Annotated in this window: 12 protein-coding genes; 4 read left to right on the top strand and 8 right to left on the bottom strand. The window is 63.4% G+C overall.

Annotated features, from left to right (window positions below):
• Nucleotides 1-30: 30 nt before the first annotated feature.
• The 4 genes from AC1RQI_RS01935 to AC1RQI_RS01950 all read left to right on the top strand — a co-directional run bounded on the left by AC1RQI_RS01935 (nt 31) and on the right by AC1RQI_RS01950 (nt 6,556).
• On the top strand, nt 31-1,311 hold the full coding sequence (locus AC1RQI_RS01935) for a TolC family protein (protein ID WP_481903454.1): 1,281 nt from the start codon (nt 31-33) through the stop codon (nt 1,309-1,311).
• Nucleotides 1,308-2,642, top strand: coding sequence for an efflux RND transporter periplasmic adaptor subunit (locus tag AC1RQI_RS01940; protein ID WP_481903455.1), 1,335 nt, complete (start codon nt 1,308-1,310; stop codon nt 2,640-2,642). Before AC1RQI_RS01935 ends, AC1RQI_RS01940 begins: the two co-directional genes overlap by 4 nt.
• Nucleotides 2,643-2,670: 28 nt before the next feature.
• Complete coding sequence (locus AC1RQI_RS01945; protein ID WP_481903456.1) at nt 2,671-5,853, top strand: efflux RND transporter permease subunit; 3,183 nt, start codon at nt 2,671-2,673, stop codon at nt 5,851-5,853.
• 127 nt (nt 5,854-5,980) lie between these two features.
• On the top strand, nt 5,981-6,556 hold the full coding sequence (locus AC1RQI_RS01950; RefSeq protein WP_481903457.1) for a chalcone isomerase family protein: 576 nt from the start codon (nt 5,981-5,983) through the stop codon (nt 6,554-6,556).
• Between the two features lie 6 nt (nt 6,557-6,562).
• On the opposite strand, the gene nth is transcribed toward AC1RQI_RS01950, so the two are convergent.
• The 8 genes from nth to metG form a co-directional block, all read right to left on the bottom strand.
• Nucleotides 6,563-7,198: an endonuclease III gene (gene nth / locus AC1RQI_RS01955; RefSeq protein ID WP_481903458.1), complete on the bottom strand. Its 636-nt coding sequence runs from the start codon at nt 7,196-7,198 to the stop codon at nt 6,563-6,565.
• The gene (locus AC1RQI_RS01960) at nt 7,195-7,905 is read right to left on the bottom strand and encodes an electron transport complex subunit E (RefSeq protein ID WP_481903459.1); all 711 of its coding nucleotides are present in this window, start codon (nt 7,903-7,905) and stop codon (nt 7,195-7,197) included. The genes nth and AC1RQI_RS01960 overlap by 4 nt, the downstream gene beginning before the upstream one ends.
• Nucleotides 7,902-8,546 (bottom strand): RnfABCDGE type electron transport complex subunit G, encoded by a 645-nt coding sequence (locus AC1RQI_RS01965; RefSeq protein ID WP_481903460.1) that lies wholly within the window; start codon nt 8,544-8,546, stop codon nt 7,902-7,904. Before AC1RQI_RS01965 ends, AC1RQI_RS01960 begins: the two co-directional genes overlap by 4 nt.
• Entirely contained in the window at nt 8,543-9,544 is a 1,002-nt protein-coding gene (rsxD, locus tag AC1RQI_RS01970; protein WP_481903461.1) for an electron transport complex subunit RsxD, read from the bottom strand. The genes AC1RQI_RS01965 and rsxD overlap by 4 nt, the downstream gene beginning before the upstream one ends.
• Nucleotides 9,545-9,546: 2 nt before the next feature.
• Complete coding sequence (gene rsxC, locus AC1RQI_RS01975; protein ID WP_481903462.1) at nt 9,547-11,229, bottom strand: electron transport complex subunit RsxC; 1,683 nt, start codon at nt 11,227-11,229, stop codon at nt 9,547-9,549.
• Nucleotides 11,229-11,825: an electron transport complex subunit RsxB gene (gene rsxB / locus AC1RQI_RS01980; protein WP_416635621.1), complete on the bottom strand. Its 597-nt coding sequence runs from the start codon at nt 11,823-11,825 to the stop codon at nt 11,229-11,231. The genes rsxC and rsxB overlap by 1 nt, the downstream gene beginning before the upstream one ends.
• 19 nt (nt 11,826-11,844) lie before the next feature.
• On the bottom strand, nt 11,845-12,426 hold the full coding sequence (gene rsxA / locus AC1RQI_RS01985; protein ID WP_416635062.1) for an electron transport complex subunit RsxA: 582 nt from the start codon (nt 12,424-12,426) through the stop codon (nt 11,845-11,847).
• Between the two features lie 348 nt (nt 12,427-12,774).
• Nucleotides 12,775-14,829, bottom strand: a complete 2,055-nt coding sequence (metG, locus tag AC1RQI_RS01990; protein WP_481903463.1) for a methionine--tRNA ligase — start codon at nt 14,827-14,829, stop codon at nt 12,775-12,777.
• Between the last annotated feature and the right edge of the window lie 124 nt (nt 14,830-14,953).

A 14,953-nucleotide genomic window follows, 5' to 3' on the forward strand; every position in this document is an offset into this window, starting at 1 on the left:
TTCCGGTCTTCCTATTGAGGAGTTATTACCATGCAGAACCCCAAACGGGTCTGTGGGGGAGGGGTGTGTTCGTGCGCCGTATTAGTGGTAGCGCTCGCTCTGGGTGTGTCCGCCAGTGCGGTTGCCGACACCTGGACCCTGCAGCAAAGCATTGAGCAGGCACGGTCGGTGTCGCCAGAGATCGAGCGCCGGCGCGCGGCCGTGCGTCGTGAAAAAGGGCAGTACGCTGAATCCGGTGGCCTGCCCAACCCCTCATTCAGCCTCACCGCGGGTGATGTGCTGGGGCGTAAGCTCCAGACCGATGACGTGCGGGTGCAGAGGATGAGCCTGACCCAACGGATTCCCGTCGGCGGGCGCAGTGCCGCCGATGCCGAGGCAGCCGGTGAAGCATTGTCGGCCGCACGCGCTAGCGCCCAGGCGGCTTCCCTTTCCGTGGCCAATCGTACTGCAAGGCTTTTCCAGCGCCTTCGCCATGCCCGGGCGCGCGTTCGTATTGCAGAGCGCCGCAAGGGTCAGGCCCAGCGATTTGAACGCATTGCTCAGCAGCGTGCTGGCAACGGGGATATCGCGCCACGCGAGGCCCAGCGGCTTGGGGTGTTGGCCGCCCGTGCGGAGGCCGCGCTCGCCGATGCGCGCCGTCACCAGGCCGATATTGTTCAGCAATTCCGCAGTCAGCTGGCGCTGGAGGCGCCGGTCGATCCGGTGCCATCGGGCAGCGGCGTGGATGCTTCGCGCCCCCCGTCTCTGGCCCGGCTACGCGAGCGGCTTGAAGGACACCCGGCATTGGTGGCTGCACGCCATCGGACCGAGTCTGCCCGTTCCCGGGTGCACGAAGCGGATGCGAGCCGGATTCCCGATCTTGAGCTGTCGCTGAACCGGGAGCGTCTGGCGGTTCAGGGATCCGCGGAGACGGGTTACACCGTGGGCCTCGGTGTTGAGGTGCCGTTGTGGACCACCTATGGGGGGCGCGCCGAGGCGGCCCGTGGCAAGGCCGATGAGGCGCGCCAGGCGTTGCGTGAACGCCGGCGTCAACTCGAACGACGCCTGAGCAGCCGTCACGATAGCCTGACCCGGCTGGTGGAACGTCTCCGGCGTCATCGTGAACGGATTCTGGCCCCGTCGCGGCAGGTGCTGGAACAGACGGACAAAGGGTATCGCGCGGGCAGCGTGGGCCTGGCGGAATTGATTGATGCCACGGGCGCGGTCTGGGAGGCCGAGCGCACCCGCGAGGACCTGCTCCTTGAGGCCCGTATCGCACAATTTGAACTGAAAGAGGCGGCCGGCCTGGCCCCCGGGGAGGCAATGCAATGAAGCGCTGGAACACTCTGGTCGCACTGGTACTGCTGGCAGTGCTTGCGGGCTGCGGCGATGATGAGGGGCAGCATGCCCATGACGATCATGTCCATAACCATGATGGCCAACAACAGGAACATGAAGACCATGATGATTCAAACCACGAAAAGGCGCACCAGCAAGAGCAAGGGCACCGCGATCATGGCAATTCCGGTCATGAAGAAGAGGGCAGGCATGCCGCCGGTGAAGCACCGCATGACCATGAAGAAGGTTCCCACCGGGAACTGTCCCTGGCGGACGAGGTGATCCACGAATTCGGCCTGGAGGTGCGGGAAGCCGGCCCGGCATCGTTGGCCATCACCCGGGAGTTTCCCGGTGAAGTGGTGTTCGACGAGGGGCTGGTCACGCACGTGACGGCTCGTGTCTCTGGACGTGCCGAGAAACTGCTGAAACAAAGCGGTGACCAGGTCAGCAAGGGCGATGTGCTGGCCGTGCTTTCCAGCCGCGAGCTGGCCCGTATGCGCTCGCAGTTCCTGTCGGCAAAGGCGGGTCTTGAGCTGGCCAGGGCCACCTTCAAGCGCAAGCAGCGCCTGGCTGATGACCAGATTGCCTCCAAGGCGGAGCTCCAGGAGAGTCGCCAGGCCTTGAGCGAGGCCCGCGTGAAGGTGGAGCTGGCGCGGCGTGAGCTGCGCACACTGGGCATGACGGAGGCGGCGATCAAGGCATTGGACCTTGAGGGCGAGGACAGCCTTGCCCGCTATGAGCTGACCGCGCCTGTGGATGGCACCATCATCAAGCGCCACCTCACCCGGGGTGAGCGGGTGGATGCCAGGGCCACCGGGGATTCGCCCTTCATGATCGCCAGCCGGGAACGGGTCTGGGGGCGTCTCAGTATCTTTCCCCAGAGTATTGATGATGTCCAGCCCGGCCAGAGTGTCACCGTTAAGGCAACGGATTCCGACGCTGCGGCCACCAGCCCTATTACCTATGTATCACCGCTGATGCAGGAATCGACCCGTTCCGCCAGGGCGCGCGTGGTCCTGGATAACGCCGATGGCCAATGGTATCCAGGGCAGTTCATCACCGGGCGTGTGACCGTGGAAACGGTGGATGCGGATGTGGTGGTCCCGCGCAGCGCCATCCAGACCATGGATGGTGGGCCCAGGGTGTTTGTGCGGACCGATAAGGGCTTCGAGGCCCGTGCGGTCAAGCTCGGGCGCCAGGCCGGGGGCAAGGTGGCCATTCGTGAGGGGCTTAACGCGGGGGAACGTTACGCCGCCGTCAACACCTTCACGCTCAAGGCGGAATTCGGCCGTGAGAAACTCAAGCATGCCGGTCATTCCCACTGAGGCCATCGCGATCCGGGAGCACTGAAACATGATTGAACGACTGATGGATGTGTCCCTTCGCAACCGTCTTCTGATGGTATTGCTGGGGATTCTGGTATTGGCCAGCGGGATCTGGAGCTGGCAGAAACTGGCCGTGGACGCGGTGCCGGACGTCTCCCCGACGCTGGTGCAGGTCTTCACGGTGACCGATGGGCTGGCCCCCGAGGAGGTGGAAACCTATGTGAGCTATCCCGTCGAGCAGGCCATGACGGGCCTGCCGAAGGTGCGGGAAATCCGGAGCAACTCGAATTTCGGGCTGTCGGTGGTCAGTGTCTATTTCGAGGATGGCACGGATATCTACCATGCCCGTCAGCTGGTCAGTGAGCGGTTGCAGAAAGCGCGGGAAAGCATTCCGGAAGGCTTTGGCGAGCCCCAGATGGGGCCCATCGCCAGTGGTCAGGGTCTGGTTCTCTACTACTACCTGGACGCTCCCAGGGATGAGTACGACCTGACCCAGTTGCGCACCATCCAGGATTGGCTGATCAAGCCGAAGATGGAAACTGTGCGGGGCGTTACGGAAGTGCTCGGGATTGGTGGCCACAAGAAGCAGTACCAGGTGAACGTCAATCCAGATGCCCTGCAGCGCTATGACCTGGATCTGCAGAAGGTGATCGAGCGGGTGCGTTCCAGCAACCTGAACGTGGGGGCGCAGTTCCTGGAAGAGGGCGGTGAGCAGTTCGTGATCCGCTCCGAGGGGCTGGCCAGTGGCATCCGGGACCTGGAGCGGGTAACCGTCAAGACGGTTGATGGCACCCCGGTGCGGCTGGCGGACATTGCCAGTGTTGAGATCGGCGGTGAAGTCCGCCAGGGTCTCCAGACCCTTAATGGTGAGAAGGAAGTGGTCTCGGGGATGGTGGTCAAGCTCTATGGCGCCAATACCTCGGCCGTGATCCAGCGGGTCGAAAAACGCCTGGCCTCCATCCAGGACAGCCTGCCCGAGGGTGTGAAGATCGTTCCGTATTACGAGCAGAAGACCCTGGTCCAGAACGCGGTGGATACGGTTTCAAGCGCCCTGTTCCAGGGGATCGTACTGGTGGTGCTGGTGCTGTTCGTATTCATGGGTGGTTTCCGGCCCAGTGTGGTGGTTGCCGCGGCCATTCCGTTCTCCGTACTGTTCGCGGTGGTGGGCATGTACTGGTTCGACATCTCCGCGAACCTGATGAGCCTGGGGGGACTGGCCATTGCCATTGGCCTGATGGTGGACGGCACCATCGTGATGGTGGAGAACATCGACCGCCACCTGCATGAAGCGGAACGCTACGAGCCCCGGATCCAGGTAGTGGCGCGGGCGTGTCGCGAGGTCGCGGCGCCCATCCTCTTCGCCATTGCGATCATCGTTGTCGTCTTCCTGCCGTTATTTACGTTGACCGGGGTCGCGGGCAAGACCTTCCGGCCACTGGCTTACACCGTGGCCCTGGGCATGGTCGGATCGCTGGTCTACGCGCTCTTTCTCACGCCGGTATTGGCCAGCCTGATCATGCGTCGGCCCAGGGAGGGGGGCAAAGGTGGCTTGCAGCAGTGGTGGCGCCGTTTGATTCCTTCACGGCCGATCGCCGGTGAGTCCGAGGACCATGGCTATAGGCGTGAGTCGCTGATCGTCCAGTGGATCCTGGTGCTCTACCGGCCGGTATTGCGCTTCTTCATCGCCCGGCGCTCGCTGGCGGTGCTCCTGGCGGTGGGCCTTCTTGGCCTGGGGGCGGTCCTGTTCCCGCGCCTGGGGTCGGAGTTTGCGCCACGCATGGATGAGGGCGACCTGATCGTGAACATGACGTTCGCCCCCTCGATCTCGCTCAGTGAGGCCAAGCGCAACACCATGCTTGCCGAGAAACGGATGCTCAGCGTTCCGGGGGTGAAGAAAGCCGTGAGCCGGGTGGGCCGTGGTGAAGTCGGCGCCCATGCGGACCCCATCAACACCGTGCATTCGCTGGTGGTGCTGGAGCCGCGCTCCAGGTGGGAAGCGCTTGGCTACGACGACCAGGCGGCCATTGAGCAGGCCATACGGGAAAAGCTTGAAGGCATGCCGGGCATCATGACCAACATGACCCAACCCATCCAGCTCTCCGTGGATGAACTGGTCGGAGGCGTGAAGTCCGAGCTGGCGGTTAAGCTTTATGGCGATGATCTGGATACCCTGAAGGAAAAGGCGGATGCGATTGCCGGGGTGCTGCGCCAGGTCCCGGGGGCGGCGGATGTCAAAGCGGACCAGGTGATTGGCGCCCCCCAGATGCGCATCCGCCCGGACAGGGACGCACTGGCGCGTTACGGCATCAGCATGGCGCGTGTGCAGAAGCGCATCCGCAACGCCGTTGGCGGCACAACGGCCGGGCAGATCTTCGAGGGGATACGCCGTTTTGATGTGTATGTCCGGTATCAGGAAAAGGACCGGAACGATCTGGAGGCCATGAGCAATATCCTGATTGAGGCCCCTGATGGGGCTGAGGTTCCCCTTAGCCAGCTGGCGAAGCTGGAGAAGATCAGTGGCCCGCGCCAGATCAGCCGTGAAAACGCCCAGCGCTACATAACAGTGCAGGCCAACGTGGAGGGCCGGGATATTGGCAGCTTTGTTGAGGCTGGCCAAAAGGCGATCAGCGAGCAGGTGGATCTGCCTACGGGCTACCTGCTTGAGTGGGGCGGCCAGTATGAGTTGCAGCAAAAGGCCAATGCGCGCTTCGCCATCGTGATTCCGGTAACGCTCGCGCTGATCTGCCTGATGCTCTACATCAGCTTCCGTTCGCTGCGCAGTACGCTCTTGATTCTGCTCAACATCCCGTTGGCGTTGGTGGGCGGTATCGCCGCGCTCTGGGTTTCCGGCCAGAACCTGTCAGTGCCCGCTTCCGTCGGCTTCATCGCGCTGTTCGGTATTGCGTTGGAGAACGGCATGGTGCTGGTCACCTACCTGAACCAGTTGGTGCGTGAGGGGATGAAGGTGGATGATGCTTCGCTCCAGGGTGCCTGTCTTCGTGTCCGGCCGGTGCTCATGACGGCGCTGACCACGTCTCTCGGGTTGCTGCCACTGCTCGTAGCCAGCGGCACGGGCAGTGGTGTGCAGCGACCGCTGGCGACGGTGGTGGTAGGCGGGCTGATCACGTCCACGGTGTTGACCCTGGTGGTCATTCCGGCGCTGTATCACTGGTTTGCCGATAAGGCTGGCTCGCCAAGGGAGGCGCATTGAGTCGGCTTGTGTTGGTGGTGTGCCCGTAGTCGCCAATCCTGTTGAGAACTGATGGGCATTTGGGGTTGAGTCACGATGATAGACTCCGGGCACCATCTGACAAATCGATACAAAAAGAGGACGTGTTATGAAACAGATGCTATCCCTCGCGCTGGTGATGCTGTGCGCCTTTACCGTTACGGCACAGGCTCAGGAGAGGACCATTGAGGGCGTCGAGCTGCCCGGAACCGTCCAGATTGAGGGCAACGAACTCAGCCTGAACGGTGCCGGCATCCGCTCCAAGTGGTTCATGAGTCTGTACGTTGGTTCGCTTTATCTGCCGAAGACGTTTGACAGTGCCCAGGCGGTGGTTGAAGCGGATAAGCCCATGGCCATCCAGCTGGATATCATTTCAGGCATGATCAACAGTGAGAACATGACCGAAGCCACCATGGAAGGTTTTGAGAACGCGACGGATGGCAATATGGAGCCGATCCAGGAGCAGATTGATTCGTTCATCGGCCTGTTCGAGGACGAGATCGAGGAGGGCGACCAGTTCCAGATTGCCTATCTCCCGGACGAAGGGATTGTCGGTTACAAGAACGGTGAGCGCACGGGCACCGTTGACGGTGGCATGGCGTTCAAGAAGGCCGTATTCGGCATCTGGCTGGGTGACGTTCCCGCCCAGGAAAGCGTTAAGACCGCCATGATGGGCAAGGAGTGAAAAGGCTCAGTCAGCTGTTTTCTCTTTGTACTCGCACAGATCCTCGATGACGCAGCTGCCGCAACGGGGCCTGCGGGCCAGGCAGGTGTAGCGGCCATGGAGGATCAGCCAGTGATGCGCGTCCTTGAGGTAAGCCTTAGGGACGCGCTTCATCAGGTTCTCTTCCACTTCCCGCACGTTTTTCCCGGGCGCGATGCCGGTGCGGTTCGCCACCCGGTAAATGTGGGTGTCCACTGCCATAGTGGGCTGGTCAAAGGCGGTGTTCAGGATCACGTTGGCGGTCTTGCGGCCCACTCCGGGTAAGGCTTCCAGTTCCTTGCGGGTCTGCGGCACCTGGGAGTCGTGTTGCTCCACCAGCATCCGGCACGCCTTGATGATGTTGGTGGCCTTGCTGTTGTAGAGGCCGATGGTCTTGATGTAGTCCTTCAGGCCTTCCTCGCCCAGCTCCAGGATCGCTTCCGGGGTATTCGCGACGGGAAACAGTTTCGATGTTGCCTTGTTCACGCCCACGTCAGTGGCCTGGGCGGAGAGGATGACCGCGACCAGGAGCTCAAAGGGCGTGCTGTAGTTGAGCTCCGTGGTGGGCGCGGGATTGGCCTCCTTCAGGCGGGCAAAGATGGCTTCACGCTTGGTGTCGTTCATGAGAAGGTTCCTGTGACACGGACCCGTTTGTGCCCGCTTTCCACGGGCGCCTGGCGGGCCTGCTGCTGTTGCTGGATGTGGTGATCGATACGGTTGCGCAGGGCAATGATCAGCCCCAGACCGATGAAGGCCCCTGGCGGGAGCACGGCGATCAGTGCCTGCCGGTAATCCGGGAAGACGGTTAGGGTCCAGTCCCGGGCCCCCTCGCCGAAGAGCAGGTGGGCGTCCGCCAGCAGGGTGCCGTAGCCCACCAGCTCCCGCATACCACCGAGAAGCACCAGCACGGCCAGGAACCCCAGGCCGGTCATCAGGCCATCGAGGGTGGCCTGAGGCAATGGGTTGCGGCTGGCGAAGGCCTCGGCGCGGCCCAGAATGGCGCAGTTGGTCACGATCAACGGAATGAATATGCCCAGGATCTGGTAGAGCTGGTAGGCGTAGGCCTTCATGATCAGCTCGGTGCAGGTGACCAGGGCGGCAATGATCATGACGAAGGCCGGCAGTCGCATGGAGTCGGTCACCTGGTGACGGATGAGGGAGACGGCCATGTTGGAGCCGGTCACCACCATCAGCGTGGCCAGGCCCAGTCCTATGGCGTTGACCACGGTGTTGGTGACGGCCAGAAGCGGGCACAGGCCCAGCAGCTGCACCAGCGCCGGGTTGTTGCGCCAGAGGCCGTCAAGGATGATCCGGCTGGGGGTTGCGCTCATGGGTTTCCGGCTCCTTCCCCATTATTGGTGGCAAAAAGGCGGTCCTTATGGGCCGCTGTGAATACCAGCCCACGGCGGACCGCGTCCACCACGGCCCGACTGGTGATGGTCGCGCCGCTCAGCGCGTCAAAGGCGTTGTCTCCGCCAACGCCCCATTGCTCAGGGACCGGATTGTCCAGTGATCGCCCGTTGAAAGCCAGTATCCAGTCGCTCTTCGCCACCTCGATGGCATCGCCCAGGCCCGGTGTCTCCTGATGGTCAGTGGCGCGCACGCCGGTGAGTGTGCCATCCCCCCGGACGCCCAGGATCAGGTCGATGCGTCCCGAATACCCATTCGGTGCCGTGACCGGCATGATCAGGATGGGGGCGTTGTTGTCGGGGGTGACAAGCATGGCCTCGGCGCCTTCCCGGATGCCCGTTGCATCGTTTGCCGGCAGAGTGACGGGGTGGGTGTTGTCGGCATCCAGGGATACTGCCTCAGGCAGGACGGCAGCGCGTGCCCGGGCTGTGGCCAGTTCGCGCTGCTGCTCAATGCGCTCGGCGGTCAGGATATGGGTCACACCGATTGCCCCGGCGGTCAGGGCAGCGAACAGGCCCAGTCCCAGGGCGTTACGTTGGATGGCCCGCAATGCTCCGCTCATGAGGGCACTCCCCGCCCCGCCCGTCGGTGGCCCCGTGTGCGTGGCCGTGTGTAGTAGTCCAGGAAGGGCACGGCCAGGTTCATCAACAGCACGGCGAAGGCGACGGCGTCCGGGTAACTGCCCCAGGCTCGGATGGTGTAGAGCAGCACACCAATGCCGGCGCCGTACCAGAGTTTGCCGCGGTTGGAGGTGGCGGCCGAGACCGGGTCGGTGGCGATGAAGAAGGCGCCGAACATGGTGCCACCGGCCAGCAAATGCAGGCTCAGGGGCACGGACTGGTCCGGATCATAGCCGAACAGCAGGGCCATGAAGGTCAGGGCCCCAAGCAGGCTGACGGGGATGTGCCAGGTGATGATCCGACGCTGGATCAGCAAAAGGCCGCCGGCCAGAAACCCCAGGTTGACCCATTCCCAGCCCAGGGCAACCCGGTTGCCGTAAATGGGGGCGGCGGTGACCTGGCTGACCACCGCCCCTTCGATGGCGTGCTTGTAGTCATCCAGGGGTGTGGCGCCGGTGAAGGCGTCCACAGAGGCTGGGCCCAGCCCGGTGAACACGGACAGACTGTCGAGAAGGCTGAGCGGGGTCTCCTGCAGTGACAGGGGCAGGGCCCAGCGTGTGCTCATGGCTTCCGGGAAGCTCACCAGAACCAGGGCGTAACCGACCATGGCCGGGTTGAACAGGTTGCTGCCGAGCCCGCCGTAGAGATGCTTGGCCAGGATGATGGCACTCGCCGTGGCCACCAGCGCGATCCACCAGGGCAGCAGCGGCGGCAGGGATAGCCCCAGAAGCAGCCCGGTGAGCGCGGCACTGGCGTCCATGAGGGTGCGCTGGATGGGGCGGCCCCGCAGCCAGAGGATGAGGGCTTCCGTCGCCATGGCGACGCCCATGCACCAGATCACATTGATCAGTACGCCCCATCCGAAGAAGTGGATGAGCGCCAGAAGGCCGGGCAGGGTCGCCGCCATGACCCAGAGCATGATCCGCTGGGTGGTCAGCATCCTCAGGCCTCCCCGCCCGTATCGCCAAGGGCCTGCTCAGCGGCTTCAAGGCGCTTGCGGTGCTTGTTCAGGGCGCGCTCCAGCTTGGGCACCGCCTCCGGGGTCTGCTCCCGGGCTTCGGCCACGCGGGCCTCGGCTTCCTCGACCTTCTGGCGGGCCTGGTCCCGGCGCTGGATCAGGGTCTCACGGTCCGGGCCCGGCGCCGCCCGTTCCGGTGTCGTTTCAGTACCGGGTTCGTCTGTTGCCTCAGTCTGGCGTTGCTGGCGCGCCTGTTGCCGTGCCCGGCGGCGCTCCTCGCGCTCCGCCTGTTCCCGCTCCATCCGCGCCTGGCGTTCCTCAAACCGTTTCCGGGCATGATCCGCCTCGGCCTGTTCCTTCTTCTCCTGGCGAAGCACGCCTTTGCTGTGGCGGTAGTAATCCGTCAGTGGCAGGTGGCTGGGGCAGACCCAGTCGCAGGCGCCGCACTCGATGCAGTCGAACAGATCGAAATGCTCCGCCTTCTGGTGTTCGCCGGCGCTGGCGAACCAGTAGAGCTGCTGGGGCAGCAGGTCCACGGGGCAGGCTTGCTCGCACAGGCCGCAGCGGATGCACGGCTGCGGTATCGGTGGGTCCGGGAACTCGTCGGCAGTGCCCGCGATCAGGCAGTTGGCGGTCTTGATCAGGGGCAGGCCGGTAGTGGTGAGGTCGAAACCCATCAGGGGCCCGCCCATGATCAGTCGATGCAGGCGTTCAGGATCCAGCCCAGCCTCGAAGAGCAGGTGATCCAGGGGCGTGCCGATGCGCGCCTCAATGTTGCCGGGGCGGGCCAGCGCATTGCCCGTGAGCGTGGTGATCCGCTGGATGACGGGCTCGCCCAGGCGAAGGGACCGGTCCACGGCCACGGCCGTGGATACGTTCTGGCAGAGCACCCCCACGTCCGCAGGAAGGCCGCCTGAAGGGACCTCGCGCCCCGTGAGAAGCTGGATCAGCTGGCGTTCGCCGCCGGAGGGGTAACGTGTTGGCACTACCTGGATCTCAATGCCGGTGCCTTCCGCGGCCCGGCGGAGGGCCTCAATGGCGTCCGGCTTGTTGTCCTCGATGCCAATCAGGCACTGCCCGGCCCCCACCAGCTGCCACAGGGCCTGGGCGCCGGTGATCACGGATTCAGGCCGTTCGCGCATCAGGGCCTGGTCGGCGGTGATGTAGGGCTCACACTCCGCTCCATTGAGGATCAGGCATTCAGGCGCTTCCCCAGCGCTCCGCAGCTTGTCGCGGGTGGGGAAACCGGCCCCACCCAGGCCCACAACGCCCGTTTGGTGCAGGTGATCGTAGCGCTCGAGGGCGCTGGCGTCAGTCGGGCAGGGCGTCAGCTCGCACCATCGGTCCCGGCCATCCGCCTCGATCTGGATACAGGTTTCCTCCAACCCCGACGGGTGGGGTATGGCGTGGGGTTCGATGGCGATGACCGTGCCCGAGGTGGGGGCGTGCACCGGTACCGAGAGCCCTGGTTCACCGTCACTCAGTGGCTGCCCGGTGAGAACCTGGTCGCCAACGTGCACCAGAACCCGCCCGGGATCGCCGCGATGCTGGCGCAGGGGGACGATCAGCTGCTCCGGCAGCAGCGCCTGGCGGATGGGCAACTGCAGTGACTGCTCTTTGTTGTCCGGCGGATGAATGCCGCCCGGAAAATCAAACCGGGTGCCCATCAGGCCGGAACCTCCGCGGGACGCTGGTCCGTGGCGATCACGGGATCATGAGTCAGCGGTCGCTCCGCTGGGTGCGGGGGAACCCAGTCGTCGATGCCCTTAGCCACTTCGATCATGTCGATGCAGTCCACCGGGCAGGGGTCCACGCAGAGGTCACAGCCGGTGCATTCGCTCTCGATCACGGTGTGCATGAACTTCGGTGCGCCTACGATGGCGTCCACAGGGCAGGCCTGGATGCACTTGGTGCAGCCAATGCACTCGGCTTCCCGGATGGTGGCCACCCGTTTCGGCTGTTCCTCGCCATGCTCCGCATCCAGCGGCTGCGGCTCCACATCCAGCAGGTTGGCCAGGCTCTGGATGGTGGCTTCGCCGCCGGGCGGGCACTTGTTGATGGCGTCGCCCTCCGCGATGGCTTCCGCGTAGGGTCGGCAGCCGGGGTAGCCGCACTGGCCACACTGGGTCTGGGGCAGGGTGGCATCGATCTGTTCCACCAGTGAGTCGTCATCCCGGCGCAGGCGCACCGAGGCGTAGCCCAGCAGGGCCCCGAAAGCGCCAGCAAGCAGCAGCAGGGTGGCGATGGCGAGCAACAGGTTCATCCACATGCGGGCAACCCTCTCATACCTGGACCATGCCGGTGAAACCCATGAAGGCCAGCGACATGATGCCGGCGGTGATCATGCCAATGGCGGCCCCCTGGAACGGCTGGGGCACATCGGCGGCGGCGATGCGCTCGCGCATGGCGGAGAACAGTACCAGGACCAGCGAGAAGCCGGCGGCGGCGCCGAAGCCATAAAGGACGGATTCGAGGAAGCTGTTCTGCTTCTGGATGTTGAGCAGGGCCACGCCGAGTACCGCGCAGTTGGTGGTGATCAGCGGCAGGAAGATGCCGAGCACCCGGTGGAGCAGGGGGCTGGTGTGGCGTACGGCCATTTCAGTGAACTGCACGACTACGGCGATGACGAGGATGAAGCTGATGGTCCTCAGGTATTCGACCTGCAGGGGTTCCAGGATCCAGGTGTTGACGAGGTAACTGCAAACGGAGGCCAGTGTCAGCACGAAGGTGGTGGCCATGGACATGCCCATGGCGGTCTCCAGTTTGTTGGAGACGCCCATGAAGGGGCACAGTCCCAGGAATTGGGCCAGCACGAAGTTGTTGACCAGGACCGTGCTGATCAGAATGAGCAGGTATTCAGTCATGCTTCTCTATGTGTTTGGCTCTTTTGTGGGGGATTGGGCTGGGTAGTGCCTTACGGGAAACGCTGTAAATACATCCCTGTACGCTGCTCTTCCGCCATCCATGGCTCCAGAGCTTCCCGTAAGGCACTACCCAGCCCAATCCCTTCGAGCTCGCAGCTGGCTGTCAACCTTCCATTTGAATGGGTGCGACACCGTGGTGCTGGGGAGGTGGGGAGCCGGGAGGTCTTCCCGGGAAGCTCTGGAGCCATGGATGGCGGAAGAGCAGCCTACAGGGACGTACTTGTGGCGATTCCCGGGAAGACCTCCCGGCTCCCCGCCCTGCAATCCACCATCATTCCCGCGACATTGTTACATAACCCGCAATCCAGGCGTAGCCCCGGAATCCGGCGCCAGAAGCCAGATAGCCTCACCTCCGGGCCCCGCAGCCAGGACCATCCCTTCGGACATCCCGAACTTCATCTTCCGTGGCTTCAGGTTGGCCACCACCACGGTCAGCCGGCCGATCAGGTCCTCCGGTGCGTAGGCTGTCTTGATGCCGGCAAACACCTGGCGCTGTTCCGCCCCGATATCCAGGGTCAGCTTCAGCAGCTTGTCCGCGCCCTCAACGTGCTCCGCGTTCTCGATCTTCGCCACCCGCAGGTCCACCTTCGTGAAGTCATCGAACTCGATCTGTTCGGCAATGGGCTCCACGTCTGATTGCTCCTGTGTTTGTGCGGGCTGTTGGCTGGTCTGTTGATCCTGGGCCACGGCTTCTTTTGAGGCTTCGAGCATGGCATCGATCTGCTTGGAGTCGATGCGCTTCATCAGCGGCTTGAATTTGTTGATCTCGTGGTCCAGCAGGTGATCCTCAAGCCGTTGCCAGTCCAGGCTGGTGTTGAGGAAGGCTTCCGCGTTACGGGCGGTTTCCGGTAGTACCGGTGCCAGGTAGATCATCAGAACGCGGAACATGTTCAGCGCATTGGTGCTGATGGCCTGTACCTGATCGCGGGTTGCCTCGTCTTTCGCCAGAACCCAGGGCTTCTGCTCATCCACGTACTGGTTAGCACGGTCCGCCAGTTCCATGACGCGCTTCATGGCACGGCCGATCTCCAGTTCCTCGTAGTAGCCGGCAATCTCGTCGGCCGCGTCAGTGAATTCCTTCAGACGCTCCGGTTCGGTGATGTCAGAGCCCAGGCGGCCGTCAAACTGCTTGGTGATAAAGCCGGCGCTGCGGCTGGCGATATTGACCACCTTGCCCACCAGGTCGGAATTCACCTTCTGGACGAAGTCATCCAGGTTCAGGTCCATGTCGTCCACGCCCGCGGTGAGTTTGGCCGCGAAGTAGTAGCGCAGGTACTCCGGATGCAGGTGCTCCAGGTAAGTGCGAGCCATGATGAAGGTGCCGCGGGATTTGGACATCTTCTGCCCGTTGACGGTCACGAAACCATGGCAGTTGATGGCCGTGGGCGTGCGCAAGCCCGCAGTCTTGAGCATCGCGGGCCAGAACAGCGCATGGAAGTTAACAATGTCCTTGCCAATGAAATGATAGACCTCAGCGGTGGAGTCCTCGCGCCAGTAGTGGTCAAAGTCGATGTCGCCGCGACGGTTGCACAGGTTCTGGAAGCTGGCGAGATACCCCACGGGGGCGTCCACCCAGACGTAGAAGTATTTACCAGGGGAGTCGGGAATCTCGAAGCCGAAGTAGGGGGCGTCACGGCTGATGTCCCAATCCTGCAGGCCGGCATCGAGCCATTCCGCCAGCTTATTGGCCATGCCCGGCTGGAGGGCGCCACTGTTGGTCCAGTCGCGCAGGAAGTCGGCGAAATCCGGCAGGGTGAAGAAGAAATGCTCGGATTCCCGTTCCTCAGGAGTGGCGCCAGAGAGCGCGGATTTCGGCTCGATCAGCTCCATGGGCGTGTAGGTGGCGCCGCAGGCCTCACAGTTGTCGCCGTACTGGCCGGGCGCACGGCAGCGCGGGCAGGTTCCCTCAATGAACCGGTCCGCCAGGAACATTCCCTTTTCGGGATCGTAAGCCTGGGTGATGTTCCGGGTCGCGATGTGGCCCCGGTCGCGCAGCTTCTGGTAGATGTAGGCGGACAGCTCGCGGTTTTCTTCCGAGTGGGTGGAGTAATAGTTGTCGAACTCAATCAGGAAACCGCCGAAATCCCGCTCGTGCTCGGCCTGGATCCGGTTGATCAGCTGTTCCGGCGTGATCCCTTCGCGTTCGGCGCGCAGCATGATGGCGGTGCCGTGGGCGTCGTCCGCGCACACGTAGTGGCAGTTTTCCCCGCGCAGCTTCTGGTAGCGTACCCAGATGTCGGTCTGGATGTACTCCAGCAGGTGGCCCAGGTGTATGGGGCCATTGGCGTAGGGCAGGGCACTGGTGACCAGGATGTCGCGGCGATGGGCGCTCGGCTCGCTCATGGGAGTTGGCTGGCTCCGTGATTGGTGTTGGGACTGCCGATGATACCGTTCAGCGGCGTTTTTTTCATCCCGCCTTTCTGGCCGTCTCCCGGGCGGCGGGCGTATCATGGTGGCATTGGAATCC

The organism is Salicola sp. AFF1, assembly GCF_056783195.1.